19 protein-coding genes and 2 tRNA genes are annotated in these 23181 nt (G+C 68.1%); 6 read left to right on the forward strand and 15 right to left on the reverse strand.

Annotated elements, in window-relative coordinates:
* Nucleotides 1-82: 82 nt before the first annotated feature.
* Together AC3B6A_RS24395 and AC3B6A_RS24400 are read left to right on the forward strand one after the other, a co-directional pair.
* Nucleotides 83-169, forward strand: a tRNA-Leu gene (locus AC3B6A_RS24395).
* A 147-nt stretch (nucleotides 170-316) separates the two neighbouring features.
* Nucleotides 317-403, forward strand: a tRNA-Leu gene (locus tag AC3B6A_RS24400).
* A gap of 94 nt (nucleotides 404-497) precedes the next feature.
* On the opposite strand, the gene AC3B6A_RS24405 is transcribed toward AC3B6A_RS24400, so the two are convergent.
* The 12 genes from AC3B6A_RS24405 to AC3B6A_RS24460 all read right to left on the reverse strand — a co-directional run bounded on the left by AC3B6A_RS24405 (nucleotide 498) and on the right by AC3B6A_RS24460 (nucleotide 15557).
* Complete coding sequence (locus AC3B6A_RS24405; RefSeq protein ID WP_488399665.1) at nucleotides 498-2432, reverse strand: methyl-accepting chemotaxis protein; 1935 nt, start codon at nucleotides 2430-2432, stop codon at nucleotides 498-500.
* A 149-nt stretch (nucleotides 2433-2581) separates the two neighbouring features.
* Nucleotides 2582-3877 carry an adenylosuccinate synthase gene (locus AC3B6A_RS24410; protein ID WP_488399666.1) on the reverse strand — a complete coding sequence of 432 codons (1296 nt, stop codon included), beginning with the start codon at nucleotides 3875-3877 and terminating at the stop codon, nucleotides 2582-2584.
* Between the two features lie 66 nt (nucleotides 3878-3943).
* Nucleotides 3944-5122 (reverse strand): ATP phosphoribosyltransferase regulatory subunit, encoded by a 1179-nt coding sequence (locus tag AC3B6A_RS24415; protein WP_488399667.1) that lies wholly within the window; start codon nucleotides 5120-5122, stop codon nucleotides 3944-3946.
* A gap of 301 nt (nucleotides 5123-5423) precedes the next feature.
* Nucleotides 5424-6293: a protease modulator HflC gene (gene hflC / locus AC3B6A_RS24420; RefSeq protein ID WP_488399668.1), complete on the reverse strand. Its 870-nt coding sequence runs from the start codon at nucleotides 6291-6293 to the stop codon at nucleotides 5424-5426.
* On the reverse strand, nucleotides 6293-7465 hold the full coding sequence (hflK, locus tag AC3B6A_RS24425) for an FtsH protease activity modulator HflK (RefSeq protein ID WP_488399669.1): 1173 nt from the start codon (nucleotides 7463-7465) through the stop codon (nucleotides 6293-6295). Before hflK ends, hflC begins: the two co-directional genes overlap by 1 nt.
* 95 nt (nucleotides 7466-7560) lie before the next feature.
* On the reverse strand, nucleotides 7561-8862 hold the full coding sequence (hflX, locus tag AC3B6A_RS24430) for a ribosome rescue GTPase HflX (protein ID WP_488399670.1): 1302 nt from the start codon (nucleotides 8860-8862) through the stop codon (nucleotides 7561-7563).
* 12 nt (nucleotides 8863-8874) lie between these two features.
* Nucleotides 8875-9123: an RNA chaperone Hfq gene (gene hfq, locus AC3B6A_RS24435; RefSeq protein WP_015479145.1), complete on the reverse strand. Its 249-nt coding sequence runs from the start codon at nucleotides 9121-9123 to the stop codon at nucleotides 8875-8877.
* Nucleotides 9124-9229: 106 nt separating this feature from the next.
* Nucleotides 9230-10183: a tRNA (adenosine(37)-N6)-dimethylallyltransferase MiaA gene (gene miaA, locus AC3B6A_RS24440; protein WP_488399671.1), complete on the reverse strand. Its 954-nt coding sequence runs from the start codon at nucleotides 10181-10183 to the stop codon at nucleotides 9230-9232.
* Nucleotides 10184-10256: 73 nt separating this feature from the next.
* On the reverse strand, nucleotides 10257-12167 hold the full coding sequence (gene mutL, locus AC3B6A_RS24445) for a DNA mismatch repair endonuclease MutL (protein ID WP_488399672.1): 1911 nt from the start codon (nucleotides 12165-12167) through the stop codon (nucleotides 10257-10259).
* Complete coding sequence (gene amiB / locus AC3B6A_RS24450; RefSeq protein WP_488399673.1) at nucleotides 12164-13591, reverse strand: N-acetylmuramoyl-L-alanine amidase AmiB; 1428 nt, start codon at nucleotides 13589-13591, stop codon at nucleotides 12164-12166. Before amiB ends, mutL begins: the two co-directional genes overlap by 4 nt.
* 8 nt (nucleotides 13592-13599) lie before the next feature.
* On the reverse strand, nucleotides 13600-14067 hold the full coding sequence (tsaE, locus tag AC3B6A_RS24455) for a tRNA (adenosine(37)-N6)-threonylcarbamoyltransferase complex ATPase subunit type 1 TsaE (RefSeq protein ID WP_488399674.1): 468 nt from the start codon (nucleotides 14065-14067) through the stop codon (nucleotides 13600-13602).
* Nucleotides 14055-15557, reverse strand: coding sequence for an NAD(P)H-hydrate dehydratase (locus AC3B6A_RS24460; protein ID WP_488399675.1), 1503 nt, complete (start codon nucleotides 15555-15557; stop codon nucleotides 14055-14057). Before AC3B6A_RS24460 ends, tsaE begins: the two co-directional genes overlap by 13 nt.
* Nucleotides 15558-15659: 102 nt before the next feature.
* Here AC3B6A_RS24460 and queG point away from each other — a divergent pair, with 102 nt between their 5' ends.
* A complete protein-coding gene (gene queG, locus AC3B6A_RS24465; RefSeq protein ID WP_488399676.1) occupies nucleotides 15660-16721 on the forward strand; it encodes a tRNA epoxyqueuosine(34) reductase QueG in 1062 nt (353 codons plus the stop codon).
* A 52-nt stretch (nucleotides 16722-16773) separates the two neighbouring features.
* On the opposite strand, the gene orn is transcribed toward queG, so the two are convergent.
* On the reverse strand, nucleotides 16774-17316 hold the full coding sequence (orn, locus tag AC3B6A_RS24470) for an oligoribonuclease (protein WP_488399677.1): 543 nt from the start codon (nucleotides 17314-17316) through the stop codon (nucleotides 16774-16776).
* Between the two features lie 89 nt (nucleotides 17317-17405).
* On the opposite strand from orn, the gene rsgA reads away from it, so the two are divergent.
* The gene (gene rsgA, locus AC3B6A_RS24475; protein ID WP_488399679.1) at nucleotides 17406-18437 is read left to right on the forward strand and encodes a small ribosomal subunit biogenesis GTPase RsgA; all 1032 of its coding nucleotides are present in this window, start codon (nucleotides 17406-17408) and stop codon (nucleotides 18435-18437) included.
* Nucleotides 18438-18678: 241 nt separating this feature from the next.
* On the opposite strand, the gene motB is transcribed toward rsgA, so the two are convergent.
* The gene (gene motB / locus AC3B6A_RS24480) at nucleotides 18679-19731 is read right to left on the reverse strand and encodes a flagellar motor protein MotB (RefSeq protein ID WP_488399680.1); all 1053 of its coding nucleotides are present in this window, start codon (nucleotides 19729-19731) and stop codon (nucleotides 18679-18681) included.
* Nucleotides 19732-19734: 3 nt separating this feature from the next.
* Nucleotides 19735-20586 (reverse strand): flagellar motor stator protein MotA, encoded by an 852-nt coding sequence (motA, locus tag AC3B6A_RS24485; RefSeq protein WP_488399681.1) that lies wholly within the window; start codon nucleotides 20584-20586, stop codon nucleotides 19735-19737.
* Between the two features lie 121 nt (nucleotides 20587-20707).
* Between motA and AC3B6A_RS24490 the strand changes: the two genes are divergently transcribed.
* Together AC3B6A_RS24490 and rhdA are read left to right on the forward strand one after the other, a co-directional pair.
* A complete protein-coding gene (locus AC3B6A_RS24490; RefSeq protein WP_488399682.1) occupies nucleotides 20708-22225 on the forward strand; it encodes an HDOD domain-containing protein in 1518 nt (505 codons plus the stop codon).
* Between the two features lie 138 nt (nucleotides 22226-22363).
* Nucleotides 22364-23179 carry a thiosulfate sulfurtransferase gene (gene rhdA / locus AC3B6A_RS24495; protein WP_488399683.1) on the forward strand — a complete coding sequence of 272 codons (816 nt, stop codon included), beginning with the start codon at nucleotides 22364-22366 and terminating at the stop codon, nucleotides 23177-23179.
* Nucleotides 23180-23181: the final 2 nt, after the last annotated feature.

Genomic DNA, 23181 nt, shown 5'->3' on the forward strand with positions numbered 1-23181 from the left:
AAACCCGGCTCCGTATAGTTCGCGCCCACAGCGTCAGACAGACGTTGTAACACGGAAACGATGAGCGATCATCGCATCCAGTGCCCAGGTGGCGGAATTGGTAGACGCACTAGGTTCAGGTCCTAGCGGTGGCAACACCGTGGAAGTTCGAGTCTTCTCCTGGGCACCACTTATTCAAGGGTAAAGTCAGTCACTGACAGGCTTTATCACGGCGGGTTCGGAACCCTGATAACCGAACGATAGACCGCCCGATGCGACCAAGGGTTGCATCACCGCAAGACGATGAGTGATCATCGCACCCCATGCTGAAAAGCATGCCCAGGTGGCGGAATTGGTAGACGCACTAGGTTCAGGTCCTAGCGGTGGCAACACCGTGGAAGTTCGAGTCTTCTCCTGGGCACCATCTTCAAACGAAAAAGCCGAGCACTGCTCGGCTTTTTCGTTTTCGGCTTTCCGCCAATCGCGGAGCCGGACGCCAGCGCCCGACCCCACCACCCTCACGCCTTGAATTGCCCGAGACTGGCGCGCAACTGCCCGGCCAGGCCATCGAGCACCCGCCCGCTGCTGGCCGTCGCGCTCACCGCCTCCGCCGCCCGCCCCGCCTCGGCATGGATCACCTCGACTCGTCCGCGCACCGCCGCCGCGCCGGCCGCCTGCTGTTCCGCCGAACGAGCCGCCGCCTCGATGGCACCGTGAACTTCCTCCACGGCACTCTGCACCTCACGCTGCAGCCGCTCGCTGTCCTGCAACGCCGCCAGCCCCTGCACCGCCTGCTCGCGCGCCTGGCCGATGGCGGAAACCGCTTCGCGCGCGCCCTCCTGCAATGCGCCGATATGCGACTGGATATCGCCGGTGGATTGCTGGGTCTTGCTCGCCAGCGCACGCACCTCGTCCGCCACCACCGCGAAACCGCGCCCGCTCTCGCCAGCCCGCGCCGCCTCGATGGCCGCATTCAGCGCCAGCAGGTTGGTCTGCTCGGCGATGCCATGGATCACCGACAGCACCACCTCGATCTGCTCGCTCTGCCGCGCCAGCCGCTCGATCACGCCGGCGCCGTTCTGCACGCGGGACTCCAGGGTCTCGATCAGGCCGCCGACGCGCCGGGCGATCGCCGCATTGTCCTGCGCCGCCTTGCGGATCTCGCCCACCCGGGCCAGCGCCGCCTGCATCATGCGGCTCTCCGTCTCCGCCTCCGCCGCCATTCCGGAGAGCGCCTCCAGGCTGCCGGCCACTTCGTTGCGCTGCCGGTCCGCCGCCGCTTCGGCGCTGGCGCTGCGGCTGGCCAGCGCGGCGATTTCGCTGCCGGTCTGCTGCGCCACCTGCCCGGCCTCGCGGACGATGGGCTGCAACTTGTCGACGAAGCGGTTCACCGCCGTGGCCATCTCGCCCAGCTCATCCCGGCTATCCAGGCGCACGCGGCGGGTCAGGTCACCCTCTCCGGCCGCCAGATCGTTCAGGGCGTCGATCAACAGGCGCAGGCGATTCACCACGCGACGGCCAAGCACCACCGCCAGGCACAGCAGCACACCAAGACCGACCAGCACCAGGCCCATGCCGATCCGCCAGCGCAAGGAACCGGCAGCCTCTTCGATGGAAGACGTCGCCCCCTGGCTCATGTCGTCCGCCGCCTGCTTCGCCGCCTGCAGCCGCGCGGTCAGCGACCTGGTACTGTCGGCCGCCGCGCCCGCCAGGCTGTCGCCCACCAACTGGTCACCGCTGGCGACCAGGGCGGAGAAGCGCTGGTCCAGCGCGGCGATCTGCTTTTCGATGGCCTCGGTGGAAACGCCCAGGCGCACCTTGCCGATCTCCACGCCGTTCGGGCTGATCGGCGCCTCGACCAGGAACACCGACTCATCATGGCTCGCCGCCTCCAGCACCTTGTCCAGCGCGCGCTCGCCCTTGCCCTTCTCCAGCAATACCTTGACCCGCGCATCCTCGCGATTGAGGTAACGGGTCAGGTGTTGCCCCTGCGGATCGTCGTAGACCACGAAGAGCACGTTGGGATTGCCCTGCGCACGGCGGGCGTAGTCGGAAAGCGTCGGCACGTCGTTGTCCCACATGGCCTTGGGCGCCACCGCGGCGAGCAGCTGCGCCAATTCCGTGGCGGACTGCCGCAGGCCCTGCTCCAGGCTCCGGCGCAGCTCGCCCTGCTCTTCCTCCAGCCGCGCGGAAAGCGCCGAGCCCAGCCGCTCGCGGGTGCGCGCGGAGAGATCGCTCAGCCCGGAGGTGACTTCCCGGCCGGCCTGTTCCAGCTCGGCGGCCAAACGTTGCGATTCGTTACCCAGGTGCGCGCCGAGGTCGCTGACCAGACCATCGACAGTGCTGCGGGTGAGCCACAGGGCGATGACCAGCTGCGCCAGCAGCGCGATGCCCAGGGCGATGAAAGCGGGGCGCAGCAGGCGGCTGCGCAACAGGGACAGGACGGCGGACACGGCGGGGCTTCCTCCGGAAGACGACGGATGTCTGGCGCAGAAAGCACGCCGGTCCGTTTTTCCAGCAAAGCGCGTGCCGCATCACAAAACGCCTACCGCAGAAACGACAACGGGCCGCATGAGCGGCCCGTTGCGATACACGGCGCGGATCAGGCGAACGGATGGCGCAGGACGATGGTCTCGACGCGGTCCGGGCCGGTGGAGATGATGTCGATGGGCGCACCGACCAGCTCCTCGATGCGCTTGATGTAAGCGCGGGCGTTGGCCGGCAGCTCTTCCAGCGACTTCACGCCAACGGTGGATTCGCTCCAGCCCGGCATGTCCTCGTACACCGGCTGCAGGCCGATGTAGCTGTCGGCGTCGGTCGGCGCGTCGATCAGCAGTTCGCCGGCGGCGTTCTTGTAGCCGGTGCAGATGCGCACGGTTTCCAGACCGTCGAGGACGTCCAGCTTGGTCAGGCACAGGCCGGACAGGCTGTTGATCTCGATGGCGCGGCGCAGGATCACGGCGTCGAACCAGCCGCAACGGCGGGCCCGGCCGGTGGTGGCGCCGAACTCGTGACCGACCTTGGCCAGGTGCGCGCCGATGTCATCGAACAGCTCGGTCGGGAACGGGCCGGAACCCACGCGGGTGGTGTAGGCCTTGGTGATGCCGAGGATGTAGTCCAGGTACAGCGGACCGAAGCCCGAGCCGGTGGCGGTGCCGCCAGCGGTGGTGTTGGAGCTGGTGACGAACGGGTAGGTGCCGTGGTCGATGTCCAGCAGCGAACCCTGGGCGCCTTCGAACATGATGTTCTCGCCGTTGCGACGCAGGTCGTGCAGGGTCGAGGTCACGTCGGCCATCAGCGGCTTGAGCTGCTCGGCGTAGGCCATGCACTCGTCCAGAGTCTTCTGGAAGTCGACGGCCGGCTCCTTGAAATAGTTCTGCAGGACGAAGTTGTGGTAGTCCAGCAGCTCGCCCAGCTTGGCGGCGAAGCGCTCGCGGTGGAACAGGTCGCCGACACGCAGGCCGCGACGAGCCACCTTGTCTTCGTAGGCCGGGCCGATGCCGCGGCCGGTAGTGCCGATCTTGGCGTCGCCACGGGCCTTCTCGCGAGCCTGGTCCAGGGCTACGTGGAAGGACAGGATCAGCGGGCAGGACGGGCTGATGCGCAGGCGCTCGCGCACCGGTACGCCCTTCTCCTCCAGCTTGGCGATCTCGCGCATCAGCGCGTCGGGCGCCAGCACCACGCCGTTGCCGATCAGGCACTGCACGCCTTCGCGCAGGATGCCCGATGGAATCAGGTGCAGCACGGTCTTCTCACCGTCGATCACCAGGGTATGACCGGCGTTGTGGCCACCCTGGTAACGCACCACGGCGGCGGCCTGGTCGGTGAGCAGGTCGACGATCTTGCCTTTGCCCTCATCACCCCACTGGGTGCCCAGGACTACGACATTCTTACCCATAACACTTGTCCCCATCGTGGATGTTCGGTGCCGGCCGCGGCCGGCGGAAACTCGAAGTGGCGCGCCTCAGAGCGGCGCCACCTGCCAATTGCCATCGCGAACCAGCAGTTGCCGGTCGCAGCCCGCTTCGGTAGCCGAAGCCGCATCCTGCCCGGGCAGCGCCTGTACCACGCGCACGCCCTGGCGGCGCAACTGTTGCACCGCCTGCCACAAGCCAGCCCCGTCGGCCGGCGCCCAGACTCCGCTGCGCGGCTCGTCGAGCTGGGCGCGGCCGAGAGTGACCAGGGTCTTCAGGTCGGTGGAGAAACCGGTCGCCGGACGCGCACGGCCGAAGTCGGCGCCGATGTCGTCGTAGCGGCCGCCCTGGGCGATGGACTCGCCAACCCCGGGGACGAACGCGGCGAACACCACACCGGTGTGATAGTGATAGCCGCGCAGCTCGCCGAGGTCGAAGTACAGCGGCAGCTGCGGGAAGCGCTCGGCCAGCGAATCGGCGATGGCGGTCAGGTCGGCCAGCGCGACCTGCACCGGGGCCGGGGCGCCGGCCAGCACCTTGCGCGCCTGCCCCAGCACTTCGCGGCTGCCGCACAGCTCGGCCAGCGCGCGGAGCATGCCGGCGAGGTCGCCCGGCAGGTCTTCGGTCAGCGCGGCGACTTCGTCCACGGCCTTGCGTTGCAGGGCGTCGAACAGCAGTTGTTCGACTTCGCCGGACAGGCCGGCAGCCTGCGCCAGGCCACGGTAGATGCCGACATGGCCGAGGTCCATGTGCACGTCCGGCACCTGGGCCATGCCCAGCATGTCGAGCATCAGGCTGATGACTTCGACGTCGCCGGCGGAACCGGTGTCGCCATAGAGCTCAGCGCCCAGCTGGATCGGACTGCGCGAAGTGGCCAGCGCACGCGGGCGGGCATGCAGCACGCTGCCGGCGTAGCACAGGCGGTTCGGGCCTTCGCGACGCAGGCTGTGGGCATCCATGCGGGCGACCTGCGGCGTGATGTCCGCGCGGAAGCCCATCAGGCGGCCGGAGGCCGGATCGGTGACCTTGAAGGTCCGCAGGTCCAGATCCTGGCCGGCGCCGGTCAGCAGGGATTCCAGGTATTCGATATGCGGGGTGACGACGAACTCGTAACCCCAGCGCTGGAACATGTCCAGCACCTGACGGCGGGCTGCTTCAACGCGCGCCGCCTCCGGTGGCAGCACTTCTTCGATCCCATCTGGCAGCAGCCAGCGGTCTACCGTTGCCATGTCGCCTCTCCCCTTTCAGCCGGGCGGCACTTCAATGAATGCAGTAAAGAAGGACGGTGCCGAGCGGCATTCCGCCCAGCCCGATGAGTCTCAGACCGCGGTCGCCCAGGCGACCGAGCCCACTCACGGCGTCACGCCGGCCATGTGGGCTCGGATGCCTTCCAGCACCGGAAATGGACAGAACGCTTCGCCCGGTTCCCGCCACATGATTCTCGCGGACGCAAAAAAGCCGGGATTTCCCGGCTGACCCATGATAACACGATTTCTCCGGCGGGCGCTGCCGCCCGCCGGAGAGTTTGGCTCAGGGCTTGGCTCTTTCCAGATAACGGAAGAAGTCGCTGCTGGGATCGAGCACCAGCATGTCCTTCTTGTCCGCGAAGCTCTCGCGATAGGCCTTCAGGCTGCGGGTGAAGGCGAAGAACTCCGGCTCGGGGGTGAACGCCTTGGCATAGATCTCCGCCGCCCTGGCATCGCCGTCACCGCGGGTTTCTTCCGCTTCACGATAAGCCTCGGCCAGCAGCACGCGGCGCTGACGGTCCGCGTCGGCACGAATACCTTCGGCCAGCTCGCGGCCCTTGGCGCGGTGCTCGCGGGCTTCCCGCTCACGCTCGGTGCTCATCCGCTCGAACACGCTGCGGTTCACTTCCTTGGGCAGGTCGATGGCCTTGACGCGTACGTCGATGACCTCGATACCCAGCTCCTTCTGCGCCATGCGGTTCAGCGAAGCGGTGATGTCGCCCATCAGCGCATCGCGCTCACCGGAAACCACTTCGTGCAGGGTGCGCTTGCCGAACTGGTCACGCAGGCCGGCTTCCAGGCGGCGGGACAGACGCTCGTCGGCAATCTGTTTCATGCCGGAAGTGGCGGTGTAGAAACGCTCGGCATCGGAGACGCGCCACTTGGCGAAGGCGTCGACCATCACCGCTTTCTTCTCCAGCGTCAGGAAGCGCTGGGTCGGCGAGTCCAGGGTCAGCAGGCGGCCGTCGAACTTGCGCACCTGGTTGACGTACGGAATCTTGAAGTGCAGGCCCGGCTTGACGTCGGCATCGACCACGCGGCCGAAACGCAGCAGCACGGCACGCTCGGTCTGCTGCACGACATAGACGCTGCTCCACAGCGCAACCGCGGCAACGACGGCGGCGATCAGGGCAATCAGAGACTTGTTACTCATCAGCGGCTCTCCCTGGTACGCATGTCACGCTGCTGCAGGTCGTTGGCCACCCGCGAACCGATGTCCTGCGTGCTGCCGGTCGTGCTCGGCGCGCTGTCCGGGGTCGCCGAGGCTCGGCCGCTCATCATCTTGTCCAGCGGCAGGTAGATCAGGTTGTTCTGGCCCTGCTGGCCGGTGACCAGCACCTTGCTGCTCTGGCTGATGACATCCTGCATGGCGTCCAGGTACAGACGCTGCCGGGTGACCTCCGGTGCCTTGCGGTATTCGCCGGCCAGCTTGGTGAAGCGGGCCGCCTCGCCCTGGGCACGGGCCACCACTTCATCGCGGTAGCCATTGGCCTCCTCGATGATGCGCTGCGCCTGGCCGCGGGCTTCCGGCACCACGCCATTGGCGTAGGCTTCGGCCTGGTTCTTCTCGCGCTGCTCGTCCTCGCGGGCACGGATCACGTCGTCGAACGCCTCCTGCACCTCGCGCGGCGCGGCGGCGCTCTGGATGTTCACCTGGGTCACGGCGATGCCGGTGCGGTAGGTGTCCATGAAACGCTGCAGACGCTCGCGCACCTCGGTGGCCATCTGTTCGCGGCCCTCGGTGAGGATCTGGTCCATGGTGGTCGATCCCGCCACGTGGCGCAGGGCGCTTTCGGTGGCGTGCTCCAGGCTGACTTCCGGCTGGTCGACGTTGAGCACGAAGTCCTGCAGGTTGCTGATCTTGTACTGCACGGTCAGCGGAACTTCGACGATGTTCTCGTCCTCGGTGAGCATCTGCCCCTGCTTGCTGTAGGCACGCTCGCGGGTGACGTTCTCCTGGAACTTCTTGTCGATCGGCGGGAAGTACATGTTCAGGCCGGGACCCACGGTCTCGTGGTACTTGCCGAAGCGCAGGATCACCGCCTGCTCCTGTTCGTCCACCACGTAGATGGCGTTGTACAGCCACAGCACGGCGAGAATCCCCAGGCCGATGCCGAACAGCCCCAGGCTGCCGCCCCTGCCGTTGCCACCGCCGCCACTACCGCTGCCGCGCTTGGGCTTGCCGAAGATGCCGTTCAGGCTGTCCTGCAGCTTGCGAAAGGCTTCATCCAGATCAGGCGGACCCTGGCGGCCGCCACCACGGCGTCCACCCCAAGGGTCCTGGTCGTTCTTGTTCGAGTTGTCACCCGGCTCGTTCCAAGCCATAGCGCTCTCCATCTGATAACGCGAAAACGCGCCCACGGCGCGCCCACCCATGCTACCGAATGCCCCCGCCACTGCCAAAAGCAGTGTTCCGGGCTTTATTGCAAAGTGTGTTGCGCAATGAACTCCGCCGGCTGCCAGCCCTCTCGGCTGACCAGACGATTCAACTCGACACGCGGCAGGCGAACCTGCAACACGGCGCGCCCCTGCTCGTCATGCCCCTCGGACTGTACCGCACCCAGCTCGAAGAACTGCGCCCGCAGCCGCCCCAGGCGTTGCGGCAGGCAGAGCGTTCCCACGAACAGGTCCTCTCCCAGCAACTCGGCAATCGCCTGCTCCAGCAGTTCCAACCCGCGCGACTCGCGCGCCGACAGCCAGACCCGGACGGGCTTGCCAAGCTCGTCGCGCTGAATCCACGGCTCCATGTCCGGCAGCAGGTCGATCTTGTTGTACACCTCGAGCAACGGCAGCTCATTGGCGCCGATTTCTTCCAGCACCGCCAGCACCTGTTCGATCTGCGCATCGCGCTCCGGCTCGTGGGAGTCGATCACGTGCAGCAGCAGGTCGGCATTGCTCGACTCTTCCAAGGTAGCCCGAAACGCCTCGACCAGCTTGTGCGGCAGATGGCGAATGAAGCCCACGGTGTCGGCCAGCACGACCGGACCGACGTCGTCCAGCTCCAGGCGGCGCAGCGTCGGGTCGAGGGTGGCGAACAGCTGATTGGCAGCGTAGACCTCGGAGGCGGTCAGCGCGTTGAACAGCGTGGACTTGCCGGCGTTGGTGTAGCCGACCAGGGACACCGCGGGAATCTCCGCGCGCCGGCGGCCGCGCCGGGCCTGCTCGCGCTGGCTGCGGACCTTCTCCAGGCGCGACTTGATCTGGCGGATGCGCCCACGCAGCAGGCGGCGGTCGGTTTCCAACTGGGTTTCACCCGGGCCGCGCAGACCGATACCACCCTTCTGCCGCTCGAGGTGAGTCCAGCCGCGCACCAGGCGCGTGCTCATGTGCTCGAGCTGGGCGAGCTCGACCTGCAGCTTGCCCTCATGGGTGCGGGCGCGCTGGGCGAAGATATCCAGAATCAGCCCCGTCCGGTCGAGCACACGGCATTCGAGCGCGCGCTCGAGGTTGCGCTCCTGACTCGGAGTGAGGGTGTGATTGAAGATGATCAGCTCGACCTCCTCGGCATGGACGAGGTCGTGCAACTCTTCGACCTTGCCGCTGCCGATCAGGTACTTGGCTGAGGGCTGGTGGCGCGAAATGCTGATGAAGGCTACGGATTCCGCGCCCGCCGAGCGTGCCAGCTCCTGGAACTCCTGCGGGTCTTCGCGCGCCTCGGGGTCCTGACCTTCCAGATGGACCAGAATGGCCCGTTCCCCACCACCCGGGCGCTCAAAGAACAAGGCGGACTCCCGTCAAACGTTGCCCGGCTCGGCCGGCTGATCACCGCTGGGCAGACGCACCGGACGACTGGGAACGACAGTGGAGATGGCGTGTTTGTAGACCATCTGGCTGACAGTGTTCTTCAGCAGAATCACGAACTGGTCGAAGGATTCGATCTGGCCCTGCAGCTTGATGCCGTTGACCAGGTAGATGGAAACCGGGACGCGTTCTTTGCGCAGGGTATTGAGGTAAGGGTCTTGTAGCGAATGCCCTTTTGACATATGCCGCACTCCTTGTAAGGGTAAATAACTGATTTAGTAAGTAGTCGAATTGGCTTAACGCCGTCCTGAACCCCAAGGATAGACGGCCAGAATTAAGGTCTCGAGCCTATATGGAGACCGCCTCAAGGTATTTCAAGGCACGCGGCAAATTGTCGCTTGCCTGACTGTCCAACCAGTGTAGATGGCTCCAGCTGCGCAGCCAGGTGAACTGGCGCTTGGCCAGTTGCCGCGTGGCGATGACGCCGCGCTCCACCATCTCAGCGTAGGTCAGTTTGCCCTCGAGGTAATCCCATACCTGCCGGTAGCCCACCGCTCTAATGGACGGCAGCCCCACGTGCAAATCACCTCTTGCGCGGAGGCGTTCGACCTCGGCGATGAAGCCCTGTTCCAGCATCTGGTCAAAACGTTGCGCGATACGCGCGTGCAGTACCTGACGCTGCAGAGGCGCAATCGCCAGATGGGCGACAGTATACGGCAATCGCGCGCCGAAACCCGCACTTTCACTCGCCTGGCGCTGGCGGTGCGCAGTCATCGACATACCGCTCACGCGATAGACCTCCAGCGCCCGGGTGAGCCTCTGCGGATCGTTCGGGTGGATGCGTGCGGCCGACTCCGGGTCCACGCGCGCCAGCTCCGCATGCAGGGCGCCCCAGCCTTCGGCCGCGGCCCAGGCTTCCAGCTCGGCACGCACCACCGGATCGGCGCCGGGCATGTCGGCCAGGCCCTCCAGCAACGCCTTGAAATACAACATGGTGCCGCCGACCAGCAGCGGAATGCGTCCGGCAGCGGTGATCTCGGCCATCGCCGCCAGGGCATCGGCGCGGAACTCCGCCGCCGAGTAGGCTTCGCTGGGGTCGCGGATGTCGATCAGGCGGTGCGGGAACTCCGCCAGCACCTCGCGCGACGGCTTGGCGGTGCCGATGTCCATGCCGCGGTAGATCAGCGCCGAATCCACGCTGACCAGCTCCACCGGCAACAGGCGCGCCAGCTCCAGCGCCAGGTCGGTCTTGCCGGCGGCGGTGGGGCCCATGAGGAAAATCGCGGGAGGCAGGGAGGACATCGGGGACTCGTTGTTGCGCACTGCTGAATCGTTTGGCGCGCAGTTTACTGCAGAAAGCTTAACCCTGGCTTACTCAACGTCCGCGCAGGAACAACTTGTCCAGTTCGTCGAGCCCCAGTTGCGTCCAGGTCGGCCGGCCGTGGTTGCACTGGCCGCTGCGCTCGGTGACTTCCATGTCGCGCAGCAGGCCGTTCATCTCCGGCACGGTCAGGCGGCGGTTGGCGCGCACGGCGCCGTGGCAGGCCATGGTGCCGAGCAGCTCGTTGAGGTGCGCCTGGATGCGGTCGCTGGTGCCGTACTCCAGCAGGTCGGCGAGCACGTCGCGTACCAGCTGGGTGGCCTCGGCCTGCTTGAGCAGCGCGGGAATCTGGCGGATCGCCAGGGTTTCCGGGCCGAGCCGCTGCAGCTCGAAGCCGAGCCTGGAGAACCACCCCGAGTGCTCCTCGGCGCAATCCGCCTCGCGCTCGCTGACGGCGATGGATTCCGGCACCAGCAGCGGCTGGCCGCGCAGGCCTTCGCTGGCCATGGCGGTCTTCAGGCGCTCGTAGGTGATGCGCTCGTGGGCGGCGTGCATGTCCACCAGCACCAGCCCATGGGCGTTCTCGGCGAGGATGTAGATGCCCTTGAGCTGCGCCAGCGCATAGCCCAGCGGCGGCACGTCCTGGCTGCTTTCCGGCAGCGCCTGCGGCGCCTGATCGGGCAGCGGTGCAAAGTAGGCCTTGTAGGCGCCCTGGGCCTCCTGGATCGGCGGAATCTCCGAGCGTGCCTGTGGATAGCTGTACCCACCGCCACCTGAACCGCCGGAGCCACCCGAGGACGGACTGGGTTGCCAGGCACGCGCGGCGGCCGGCGCCTCCAGCACGGTTTCCGACAGGCGCATCTCGCCCTGCGGTCCGAACTCCCCGGCGGCAGAGCCGGTGGGGCGCGGCACGCTCAGGGTGGTGGCGCCCGGCGGCGCCAGCTGGTCGTCCGGACGCACCTCGGCCAGCGCCCGGTGCAGGGTGCCGTAGAGGAAGTCGTGGACCATGCGGCTGTCGCGGAAGCGCACCTCGTGCTTGGTCGGGTGGACGTTGACGTCCACCACCGCCGGATCGACCTCGAAGAACAGCACGAAGGTCGGATGACGGCCGTTGTACAGCACGTCGCGATAGGCCTGGCGCACCGCGTGGGCGACCAGCTTGTCGCGCACCATGCGGCCGTTCACATAGAAGTACTGCAGGTCCGGCTGGCTGCGGGAGAAGGTCGGCAGGCCGACCCAGCCCCACAGGTGCAGGCCGTTGCGCTCCACTTCGATGGGCATGGCCTGTTCGAGGAAGCCGGGGCTGCACACGGCGCCGACACGGCGGGCGCGGGACGCCTCGTCCTTCGCTTCGTGCAGAGAAAGGATGGTCTTGCCGTTGTGGCGCAGGTGGAAAGCCACGTCGAAGCGCGCCAGGGCCAGGCGCTTGATGACTTCCTGCAGGTGATCGAATTCGGTTTTCTCGGCGCGCAGGAACTTGCGCCGCGCCGGGGTATTGAAGAACAGGTCGCGCACCTCGACGCTGGTGCCCACCGGATGGGCCGCCGGCTGCACGCGGGGCTGCATGTCGCGGCCCTCGGTCTCCACCTGCCAGGCCTGGTCGGCATCGGCGGTGCGCGAGGTCAGGGTCAGGCGCGAGACGGAGCTGATCGAGGCCAGCGCTTCGCCGCGGAAGCCCAGGCTCATCACCCGCTCCAGATCTTCCAGTTCACGGATCTTGCTGGTGGCGTGACGCGCCAGGGCCAGCGGCAGGTCATCGGCCGGGATGCCGCCGCCGTCGTCGCGCACGCGCAGCAGCTTCACGCCGCCCTGCTCGACTTCTACGTCGATGCGCCTGGCGCCGGCGTCCAGGCAGTTTTCCAGCAGTTCCTTGATGACCGAGGCGGGACGCTCGACCACCTCGCCGGCGGCGATCTGGTTGGCCAGCCGCGGTGTCAGCAGCTGGATACGGTTCGACTCGCTCATTGCTGGGACGCCAGGGCGGTGCCCGGGATCTTCAACACCTGGCCGACCTTCAGGGTGTCGCTCTTGAGGTCGTTGGCGCTGCGGATGGAGGCGGTGCTCACGTCGTAGCGGCTGGCGATCATGCCCAGGCTCTCGCCGGCGCCCACCACGTGCTCGCGCGGGCCGCTGGGCAGCTGGCCGCCGTCGCGCAGCGAGGCGATGTAGGTGCCCGGTGGCGGCGTCTGCACGAAGTACTGGCGCACGCCGCCGGCGATGGAACGCGCCAGTGACTGCTGGTGCGAGGAACTGGCGAGTTTCTTCGATTCGCTCGGATTGGAGATGAAGCCGGTTTCCACCAGGATCGACGGGATGTCCGGGGACTTCAGCACCATGAAGCCGGCCTGTTCCACGCGCCGCTTGTGCAGCGAGGTCACCCGGCCGACGTTGGTCAGCACCTTGTGGCCGACGTCGAGGCTGGAGGACATGGTGGCGGTCATCGACAGGTCGAGCAGCACGCCGGCGAGCATCTTGTCCTTGTCGTCCAGGTTCACACCGCCATCGCCACCGATCAGGTCGGAACGGTTTTCGCTGTCGGCCAGCCAGCGCGCGGTCTCGGAGGTCGCCCCGCGGTCGGAGAGGGCGAACACCGAGGCGCCGAAGGCGCTGCTGCTGGGCGCGGCGTCGGCGTGGATGGAGACGAACAGGTCGGCGCCCTTCTTGCGCGCGATGGCGGTGCGCCCGCGCAGCGGGATGAAATAGTCGCCGGTGCGCGTCAGTTCGGCGCGGAAGCCCTTCATCTGGTTGATCTGGCGCTGCAGCTCGCGGGCGATGGCCAGGGTGATGTTCTTTTCGTGCAGGCCATTCGGCCCGAGGGCGCCCGGGTCTTCGCCGCCGTGGCCGGCGTCGATGGCGATCACGATGTCGCGCTTGCCGCCGCTGGGTGCCGGCAGCTTCGCCACCGGCTGGCTCGGGGCCACCGGCGTTGCGGGTACGTTCGGGGTTGGCGTGGCCGGGACGTCCGGCGCGATATCGGCGCCCTGGTCGTACAGGTCGACGACCAGGCGGTTGCCGTACTGCTGGTTCGGCGCCAGCACGAAGCTCTTGGGCGTGACCTGGCCCTTCAGGTCGAGCACCAGGCGCAGGTCGGTGGGCGAGCGCTGGGCGGCGCGCACGGAGGTGATCGGCGTGTTGCCGAGCTTGAGCTTGTCCAGCGCGGCGGCCATCTGCGCGCCATTGATGTCGACGACGACGCGGTTGGGCGCGCTGAGCGTGAACAGGCTGTGCTGCACCGGACCGGACAGATCGAACACCAGCCGGGTGTTGTCCGGCGCCCGCCAGATGCGGACACTCTTGATTTGCGTGGCGGCAGAAGCCTCGCCGGCAATCATTGCCAGCAAAACAGTCATCCCCGTGAACAGCGCCCGCAGGCGCAACCCCCAACCCATGTTTTTTCTCATGCTCCCGTGGCCAGGGCGGCACACCAGGCTTCGCCCTGCGTACCCTGCGGTGTCAGGCGCAGCATGCGTCCGCCCGCATGGGGACTAATGGTAATGTCCATGTCGGCCTTTGGCAAAACACCCGTGCCCCGTTCGGCCCATTCGATCAGGCACAGGGCATCGCCCTCGAAGTAGTCGCGGATGCCGAGGAACTCCAGCTCCTCCGGGTCGGCCAGGCGGTACAGGTCGAAGTGGAAGGCGCGCACCGGGCCGATCTCGTAGGGCTCCACCAGGGTGAAGGTCGGGCTTTTCACCGCGCCGCCGTGCCCCAGCCCCCGCAGGATGCCGCGCGACAGCGTGGTCTTGCCCGCCCCCAGATCTCCGTGCAGGTAGATGACGCCACGCCCGCCGGTCGCCGCGGCGATCTTCCGCCCGAGGTCATACATGGCCTCTTCGCCCTCGGCGAACAGATTCAGTTCAGGCATGGGCTGTGTTCCTCGAGCAATTGGCGAATGACCGGAATCAGATCGCCGGCCGCCAGCCCCCGGCCGCGCGGGCCGAGCGACTCGCCGGCGCGGGCGTGCAGCCAGACCGCCAGGCAGGCCGCGTCGAAACCGGGCAGCCCCTGCGCCAGCAGCGCGCCGAGAACCCCAGAAAGCACATCGCCCAGCCCCGCGCCGGCCATGGCCGGATGGCCGTGGCCGCACAGCACCAGCCGGCCGTCGGGCGCCGCCACCAGGCTGCCGACGCCCTTGAGCACCACCACCGCCTGGTAACGCTGCGCCAGCGCGTGGGCCGCCTGCGGCCGGTCGGCCTGAACCTCGGCAGTGGAGAGGCCGAGCAGCCGCGCTGCCTCGGCCGGATGCGGGGTCATCACCCAGGCGCCGGACGGACGCGCGACCAGGCCATCCGCCAGCAGGTTGAGCGCATCGGCGTCCCAGACCTGGATTCGTTCCAGGCTCGCCGCCGCGCTCACCAGCACGCGCCCCCAGGCGTCGCGGCCGACACCCGGGCCGACCACCAGCACACTGGCGCGCTCGGCCAGGCGCAGCAGTTCGGCGGACGAGGAGACGCCCCGCGCCATCAGCTCCGGGCAACGGGCCAGCGCGCTGGCGACGTGCGGCGCGCGGGTCGCCAGCGATACCAGGCCGGCGCCGCAGCGCAGCGCGCTTTCCGCGGCCAGCAGGACCGCGCCGCCCATGCCGCTGTCGCCGCCGATCACCAGCGCATGGCCGAACAGGCCCTTGTGCGCCGCCTTCGAACGCGACGGCAGGCGAGCAAGGCTGGCCGGCGCCAGCCGCCGCGCCAGACAGTCCCCGGGCAGCAGCGCCGGGTCGGCGTCCAGGGCGTCGAACACCAGCTCGCCGCACTGGTCCGGCCCGCTCGCGGTGAACAGCCCCAGCTTGAGGCCGATGAAGGTCACGGTGAGATTGGCGCGCACGGCGCAGCCCAGCACCTGGCCGGTGTCCGCGCTGAGCCCGGAGGGGATGTCCACCGCCAGCACCGGCAGGCCGCTGGCGTTGAGCGCGGCGATGGCCGAGGCGTAGGGCTCGCGCACCTCGCCCCCGAGGCCGGTGCCGAGCAGGGCGTCGACCAGCACGCCGCGCAGTTGCGCACTGTCGCTCCAGCCTTCGATCGTCACGCCCGCCGCCCGCGCTTCGCCGTGGGCGGCCGCCGCGTCGCCGGACAGCCGCGAGGTATCGCCCACCGCCAGCACCCGCACGCGCCAGCCGGCGCGCAGGGCCAGGACGGCGATCAGGTAGCCGTCGCCGGCATTGTTGCCGTGGCCGGCCAGCACGCTGATCTCCCCCGCGTCCGGCCAGCGTCGGCGCAGGGCGCGCCAGGCGGCGTGGGCGGCGCGGCGCATCAGCTCGAAGCCGGGGGTGCCGGCGGCGATCAGGCGCGCGTCGATATCGCGCACCTGTTGCGCGCTGTACAGATTCAGGGGCAGATCGTCGTGGGGATGGGCAGTCATCGCTTTTCCGGGCGGCAGAGGTGTCGCCTTGGCACGCAGGCAGGCCGGCGCCGGCAAGGTCTGGCAGAATTATACCTACCCGGACTCTGCTTTCCCGCCCCCATGAATGATTCGACGCTCGACTATGACGAACTTGCCCACGCCATCAAGGACTGGGGGCGCGAACTCGGCTTCCAGCAGGTCGGCATCGCCGGGCTCGACCTGGAGGAGCACGGCGAGCACCTGCAGCGCTGGCTGGAGGCGGGCTACCACGGCGAGATGGACTACATGGGCGCCCACGGCAGCAAGCGCTGGCGGCCGGACGAACTGGTGCCCGGCACGCTGCGGGTGATCTCGCTGCGCATGGACTACCTGCCCGGCGACACGCGCATGGCGCAGGTGCTGGGCAATCCGGAAAAGGCCTATGTATCGCGCTACGCCCTGGGCCGCGACTACCACAAGCTGATCCGCAAGCGCCTGCAGCAACTGGCCGAGCGCATCCAGCAGCGCGTCGGCGCGTTCGGCTTCCGCGCCTTCGTCGACAGCGCGCCGGTGCTGGAGAAGGCCATCGCCGAGCAGTCGGGCCTCGGCTGGATCGGCAAGAACACCTTGGCGCTCAACCGCAAGGCCGGCAGCTACTTCTTCCTCGGCGAACTGTTCACCGACCTGCCGCTGCCGGTCGACCCGCCCCACGGCACGGAACACTGCGGACGCTGCTCGGCCTGCCTGGACATCTGCCCGACGGCGGCGTTTGTCGCGCCCTACGTGCTGGATGCACGGCGCTGCATCTCCTACCTGACCATCGAGCTGAAGGGCGCGATCCCCGAGGACCTGCGCCCGCTGATCGGCAACCGCGTGTTCGGCTGCGACGACTGCCAGATGGTCTGCCCGTGGAACCGTTTTGCCCGCGCCACCGACCAGGGCGACTTCCAGCCCCGCCACAGCCTGGACAATGCCGCGCTGGCGGAGTTGTTCCTGTGGTCGGAGGAGGAATTCCTCAACCGCACCGAAGGCTCGCCGTTGCGGCGCGCCGGCTACGAGCGCTGGCTGCGGAACCTGGCCGTGGGCCTGGGCAATGCGCCCTCCACCATCCCGGTGATCGAGGCGCTGAAGGCGCGGCGCGAGTTCCCCTCGGAACTGGTGCGCGAGCATGTGGAGTGGGCGCTACGCCGGCACGGCGCCTGACGCCCCCCGAACGCGGGCGCGATTGCGCCCGCCCCGGCGAGGGATGCCGGGCTTACACCTTGATGAAATGCTCGCGGTAATAGCGCAGCTCGGCGATGGACTCGCGGATGTCGTCCAGCGCCAGGTGGGTGTTGCCCTTCTTGAAGCCGTCACGCACCGCCGGGGCCCAGCGCGCGGCCAGCTCCTTGAGGGTGGAGACGTCCAGGTTGCGGTAGTGGAAGTAGCCTTCCAGCTTCGGCATGTGCCGATAGAGGAAGCGGCGGTCCTGGCAGATGCTGTTGCCGCAGATCGGCGAGCTGCGCTTGGGCACCCATTTCTCCAGGAAGGCCAGGGTCATGGCTTCGGCCTCGGCGGCGGAGATGGTGCTTTCGCGCACGCGCTGGGTCAGGCCGGACTGGCCGTGCTGACGGGTGTTCCACTCGTCCATGCCGGCGAGCAACTCTTCGCTCTGGTGCACCGCGATCACCGGGCCTTCCTCGAGGATGTTGAGGTTGCTGTCGGTGACGATGGTCGCCATCTCGATGATGACGTCCTTGTCCGGGTCCAGACCGGTCATTTCCAGGTCGATCCAGATCAGGTTCTGTGGGTTCTGCATGATGGGGCTCCTCAGCTCAGCCCTGTAGTTTAGCGGGAAGCGGGCGCGCGCATGCTAAACTCCGGCGCGATTTTCCCTGTGGACACCCTATGGCCAAGCGTCACCTCACCCGCCGGCAGAGCTGGCGCATCGAAAAGATCCAGGAAGAACGTGCCGCCCGCGCGGCCAAGCGCGAGTCGCGCGCCCTGGAGGAACTGGAAGGCGGCGACCTCGGAGCGGAGCAGACCGGCCAGGTGATCGCCCACTTCGGGGTGCAGGTGGAAGTCGAGGCGCAGGAGGGCGAGCACGCCGGCGAAGTGTTCCGCTGCCACCTGCGCGCCAACCTGCCGCCGCTGGTGACCGGCGACCAGGTGGTCTGGCGCCCCGGCAACCAGGGCATCGGCGTGATCGTCGCGCAGCTGCCGCGCACCTCCGAGCTGTGCCGCCCGGACATGCGCGGCGTGCTCAAGCCGGTGGCGGCCAACGTCGACCGCATCGTGATCGTCTTCGCGCCGCGCCCGGAACCCCACGCCAACCTGATCGACCGCTACCTGGTGGCCGCCGAGCACGCCGGCATCAAGCCGCTGCTGCTGCTGAACAAGGCCGACCTGATCGACGAGGAAAACGCCGCCTTCATCGATGCGCTGCTGGGCACCTACCGCGAACTGGGCTATCCGCTGCTGGAGGTCTCGGCCTTCAACGGCCTGGCGATGGACGCCCTGCGCGCCGCGCTGAACGAGCACGTCAGCGTGTTCGTCGGGCAGTCCGGGGTGGGCAAGTCGTCGCTGGTCAACGCGCTGCTGCCGGGCGTCGACACCCGCGTCGGCGACCTCTCGGAAGTCACCGGCAAGGGCACCCACACCACCACCACCGCGCGGCTGTTCCACTTCCCGGCCGGTGGCGACCTGATCGACTCCCCCGGCATCCGCGAGTTCGGCCTCGGCCATGTGAGCCGCGACGATGTCGAGGCCGGCTTCATCGAGTTCCACGACCTGCTCGGCCACTGCCGCTTCCGCGACTGCAAGCACGACCGCGAGCCGGGCTGCGCGCTGCTCAAGGCATTGGATGAGGGGCGTGTCTCGCCGCAGCGGATGGCCAGCTACCGGCACATCCTCGCCAGCCTGCCGGAAGACGACTACTAGACACGCTCGCAGGGCGGATAACGCCTCGGGCGTTATCCGCCGCCCTATGCCTGCACCCGCCTGTAGGAGCGGAGCTTCTCCGCGAAATCCCGGCGAAGCCGGGACATCCGTTGAAGCCAGATCGCCGGCCTTTCGGCCGGATCGCGGACAAGGTCCGCTCCTACGAAAGCCCGCCCCGCCATGCTCACGACACAGATAGCGCAACGAAAAAGGCCAGCTTTCCAGCTGGCCTTCTCGTTTCTCACTGCTGCTTGTTCAGCTCGTCGAGCTTCAGCGTGCCGCCGTCGTCGAACAGGTTGAGCTTCTGCTTGAGCTGCGCCGGCGGCAGCGGCTCTCCCTGGCCAGCGGCCGGCGCGCCACTGGCGGCGGCCGGCGCGGCGGTTGCCGGTGCAGCGGCGCCGTCGGCGGGCGGGGTGGCGCCGCTGTCCTGGCCTTCGATGGCACGCTGCGCCTTCCTGGTCAGGACGATGATGTCGATGCGGCGGTTCACCGGGTTCAGCGGCTTGTCACGGTCGAACAGCGCCGAGGAGGCGTAACCGACCACGCGGGCGATCTGGTCCTCCGGATAACCGCCGGCCTCCAGCGTGCGCCGCGCGGCGTTGGCGCGGTTCGCCGAGAGCTCCCAGTTGCCGAAGCCACCATTGCCGGCGTAGGGCTTGGCGTCGGTGTGGCCGCTGATGCTGATCTTGTTCGGCACCTGTTTGATGGTCTCCGCCAGCGCCAGCAGGATGTCCTCGAAATACGGCTGCAGGCGCGCGCTGCCCAGGTCGAACATCGGCCGGTTCTCCGAGTCGACGATCTGGATGCGCAGGCCGTCCTGGGTGATCTCGAACAGGATCTGGTCCTTGAAGCGCTTGAGCGTGGGGTTCTCGTCGACCTTGTTCTGCAGCTCCTGCAGCAACAGTTCCAGGCGCTCGTGCTCGATCTTCTCGGCGAGGTTCTCCGCCTGTTCGGCGTTGACCTTGGCATCGTCCTGCGGGCTGTCGCGGGTTTCGTCCGCCTCGGGCTGCGCCTGGATCTGTGGATTCAGGGTCTTGTCCGGCGCCGGCGTCGGCGTGCCGCCCAGGTCGATCACATAGGGGCTGGCGCTTTCGGTGAAGCCGATCGGGTCCTGGAAGTAGCCGGAGATGGCCTTCTTCTGCTCCGGCGTGGCCGAGGACAGCAGCCAGAGCACGAGGAAGAACGCCATCATGGCGGTGGCGAAGTCGGCGAAGGCGATCTTCCACGAACCGCCGTGGTGGCCGGCGGCATAGCGCTTGACGCGCTTGACGATGATCGGCTGGTTGTTATCCATGCTTCAGCGCCCGCGAACCGCCTGCTCAAGCTCGGCAAAGCTCGGGCGATGCGCCGGCAACAGCACCTTGCGGCCGAACTCCACGGCCAGCGACGGCGGCATGCCCGAGGCGGAGGCCACCAGGCAGGCCTTGATGGCCTCGTAGAGGTTCAATTCTTCCTTGGCGTCGTGCTCCAGGGCGTTGGACAGCGGGCCGACGAAACCGTAGGCGGCGAGGATACCGAGGAAGGTCCCCACCAGCGCCGCCGCCACGTGGTGGCCGATGTCCGCCTGGCTGCCCTGGCCGAGCAGCGCCATGGTGATCACGATGCCGAGCACCGCGGCGACGATACCGAAGCCCGGCAGGCCGTCGGCCACGCGGGTCACCGCGTGGGCGGGATGCTCCAGGTCTTCCTTGAGGCTGCCCAGCTCCATGTCGAACAGCCCCTCCAGCTCGTGGGGCGCCATGTTGCCGGAGGACATGATGCGCAGGTAATCGCAGATGTACGCGGTCATGCGTTCGTCCTTGAGCACCGCCGGGTACTTGCTGAAGATCGGACTGGCGCCCGGGTCCTCGATGTCCGCCTCGATCGCCATCATGCCCTCGCGGCGGCTCTTGTTGAGCATCTCGTAGAGCATGCCCAGCACTTCCAGGTAGAAGACGTGGGTGAAGCGGTTGCTGAACATCTTCGGCGCTTTCTTCAGCACCGTCATGAGCGTGCTGCCCGGGTTCGCCTGGAGGAAGGCGCCCAGCGCCGCACCACCGATGATCAGCAGTTCGAACGGCTGGATGATGGCCGCGATCTTGCCGCCAGAGAGCATGTACCCGCCGAGCACGCTGCCCAGGATGACGATGATGCCGATGATTTTTGACATGGGGACCGGACTGAAGCTGTGAACAGAAAGGGAGGCACTTTTCCTGCCTCCCTGTTGTTATCGGAAATTTCGGGCAAGACTATAGGCCGAAAACACTAAAAACCAGTTCGGCGCCTCACGCATGTCCAATCCCGTGCCCAACCCAGAGCGTCTCGCAGACTGGCTCTCCCTGCTGGAAGAGCTGCCTTTGCCCATCCCCCAGGAGCAACGCGAGCAGATTCGCCGCGCACTGGGCGACAGCCGTCGCTCGATCCGCGACATTTCCGACCTCCTGCAGGACTGCCCGACCCTGGCCCTGGCCATCCTGCGCGAGGCCAACCGCGCCGAGAGCGCCCGCGACAATCCGGCGGAAAGCCTGGAAGCCGCCCTCAACCGCCTGGGCCTGGCGCGTGTCACCCAGCTGCTCGACCAGCTGCCGAGCCTGCCCGAGGCGCAGATGCCGCGCGCCCTCAGCCAGCTCCTGCTGATCAGCCGCCACGCCATGCAGCAGGCCAGCGGGCTGTTCGCCAACCGCCTGGCGCGCCTCTGGCAGGAAATCCACTGGGGCAGCCTGTTCACCCTCGCGCCGCTCTGGGCACTGGCCACCGCGCGGCCGGAGCTGCTGGAAACCTGGCAGCGCCAGGTCTATGGACAGGGACGCTGCAGCGCCGAAGTCGAGCGGGAGCTGCTCGGCATGCGCCTGCTGCCGCTGTGCCACGCGCTGGCCGAGCGCTGGCGGCTGCCCGAATGGATCGGCCAGGGCTTCACCCTGCTCAGCGATGACCGCCGCCTGCTGGTGCGCGCCCTGCACGTGGCGCATGCCGAGCCCGAGCCGCTGGGCCAGCAGCAGCGCCTGGACGCCGACCCGGAACTGGCCCGCTGGCTGACCCGCCCGGCCAACACCATCCTGCTGGCCAACAGCCTGGCGATGGCCGCCCACCAGTCCTGGGGCGGGCCGCACATGCTGCGCTGGCAGCGCCTCACCGCGCTCTACCTGCAGATGCCGCTGGCCGAACTGCAGCAGCAGGTCCACGGCCTCGCCGCGCAAAGCGCCCGGCGCCACGCCCGCCCGCTGCTCTGGCACCCGGCGCAAGCGCTGCTCTGGCCCTGGGACAGCCAGCGCTGGCTCAGCGCCCCGGCGTCCGCCGCCCCGCCGGACACCCTCGCCGAATGGCGCCAGCACTGCGCGCGCCTGCTGCAGAATCCCTCGCCGTTCGGCAACGCCGTGCAGTTGCTCGACACCGCCAGCGCCGCCCTCCAGGCCGGCGGCCTGCAGCGCGGTCTGATCCTCCTCGCCGATCGCGGCCAGGCGTGGCTGCAGACCCGCCGCCACTTCGGCCTGCCGGCGCAGGCCGACCAGCTGAAGCTGGAAGTCGCGGCCAGCGCGCTGCTGCGCAAGCTGATGCAGCAACCGGCGCTGCTGCGCCTGAGCCCGACGAACATGGCCGAGTTTTCCGCCGTGCTGCCCGGCGCGCTGAAGGCGCTGCTGCCCAGCGAGCACCTGCTGCTGCGCTCGCTGGGCAACGGCAACCGGGTGGTCATGCTGCTGGCCGCCGACCGCAACGGCCAGCCGCTGGGCGACCTGCACGCCCAGGCCTTCGGCCGCACCGCGCAGTGCATCGAACAGGCGGTCCGGCAGATGTCCCGCGGCGCGTCCTGAGCCACGCGGCGATCGCCGGGATTTCCGGTACACTGGCGGCCCTTTAGACTAGCGCCCCGCAACGGGCAGCCCAGGGCCGCCAGCTCACGCCGCCTCCATCATCACGGCGGACCGTCCGCCGTACCGGGAGACTCCGACATGTCCGCCTTCTCCGCACTGCCCCTGGTGATCGAACCGGCCGACCTCGCCAGCCGCCTCGACGCCGCCGAACTGATCCTGGTCGACCTGACCAGCGCCGCGCGCTACGCCGAAGGCCACATCCCCGGCGCCCGCTTCGTCGCCCCGGCGCGCACCCAGCTGGGCGGCACGCCGGCGCCCGGCCTGCTGCCAGCCAAGGCCGACCTCGAAGCGCTGTTCGGCGAACTGGGCCACAACCCCGATGCCGTCTACGTGGTCTACGACGACGAAGGCGGCGGCTGGGCCGGCCGCTTCATCTGGCTGCTGGATGTGATCGGCCACCCGCGCTACCACTACGTCGATGGCGGCCTGCACGCCTGGCTCGCCGACGGCCTGCCGCTGAGCCGGGAGGTTCCGCCAGCGGCCGGCGGCCCGCTGCCGCTGACCCTGCACGACGAACCCACCGCGACCCGCGAATACCTGCAAAGCCGCCTGGGCGCCGCCGACATGGTCGTCTGGGACGCCCGCAACCCCAGCGAATACAGCGGCCAGAAAGTCCTCGCCGCCAAGGGCGGGCACGTTCCCGGCGCGGTCAACTTCGAATGGACCGCCGGCATGGACCCGGCCCGCGCGCTGCGCATCCGCACCGATATGCCGCAGATTCTCCAGAGCCTGGGCATCACCCCGGACAAGGAAGTGATCACCCACTGCCAGACCCACCACCGCTCCGGCTTCACCTACCTGGTGGCCAAGTCCCTCGGCTATCCGCGGGTCAAGGGCTACGCCGGTTCCTGGTCGGAATGGGGCAACCACCCCGACACCCCTGTAGAGGTTTAAGG

This window comes from Pseudomonas sp. B12(2026) (assembly GCF_057767015.1).

Coding starts and splice junctions, on each gene's coding strand:
- AC3B6A_RS24410 (WP_488399666.1), bottom strand. CDS start 3,877: ATGGGTAAGAATGTCGTAGTCCTGGGCACCCAGTGGGGTGATGAGGGC.
- AC3B6A_RS24415 (WP_488399667.1), bottom strand. CDS start 5,122: ATGGCAACGGTAGACCGCTGGCTGCTGCCAGATGGGATCGAAGAAGTG.
- hflC (WP_488399668.1), bottom strand. CDS start 6,293: ATGAGTAACAAGTCTCTGATTGCCCTGATCGCCGCCGTCGTTGCCGCG.
- hflK (WP_488399669.1), bottom strand. CDS start 7,465: ATGGCTTGGAACGAGCCGGGTGACAACTCGAACAAGAACGACCAGGAC.
- hfq (WP_015479145.1), bottom strand. CDS start 9,123: ATGTCAAAAGGGCATTCGCTACAAGACCCTTACCTCAATACCCTGCGC.
- miaA (WP_488399671.1), bottom strand. CDS start 10,183: ATGTCCTCCCTGCCTCCCGCGATTTTCCTCATGGGCCCCACCGCCGCC.
- mutL (WP_488399672.1), bottom strand. CDS start 12,167: ATGAGCGAGTCGAACCGTATCCAGCTGCTGACACCGCGGCTGGCCAAC.
- amiB (WP_488399673.1), bottom strand. CDS start 13,591: ATGGGTTGGGGGTTGCGCCTGCGGGCGCTGTTCACGGGGATGACTGTT.
- tsaE (WP_488399674.1), bottom strand. CDS start 14,067: ATGCCTGAACTGAATCTGTTCGCCGAGGGCGAAGAGGCCATGTATGAC.
- AC3B6A_RS24460 (WP_488399675.1), bottom strand. CDS start 15,557: ATGACTGCCCATCCCCACGACGATCTGCCCCTGAATCTGTACAGCGCG.
- queG (WP_488399676.1), top strand. CDS start 15,660: ATGAATGATTCGACGCTCGACTATGACGAACTTGCCCACGCCATCAAG.
- orn (WP_488399677.1), bottom strand. CDS start 17,316: ATGCAGAACCCACAGAACCTGATCTGGATCGACCTGGAAATGACCGGT.
- rsgA (WP_488399679.1), top strand. CDS start 17,406: ATGGCCAAGCGTCACCTCACCCGCCGGCAGAGCTGGCGCATCGAAAAG.
- motB (WP_488399680.1), bottom strand. CDS start 19,731: ATGGATAACAACCAGCCGATCATCGTCAAGCGCGTCAAGCGCTATGCC.
- motA (WP_488399681.1), bottom strand. CDS start 20,586: ATGTCAAAAATCATCGGCATCATCGTCATCCTGGGCAGCGTGCTCGGC.
- AC3B6A_RS24490 (WP_488399682.1), top strand. CDS start 20,708: ATGTCCAATCCCGTGCCCAACCCAGAGCGTCTCGCAGACTGGCTCTCC.
- rhdA (WP_488399683.1), top strand. CDS start 22,364: ATGTCCGCCTTCTCCGCACTGCCCCTGGTGATCGAACCGGCCGACCTC.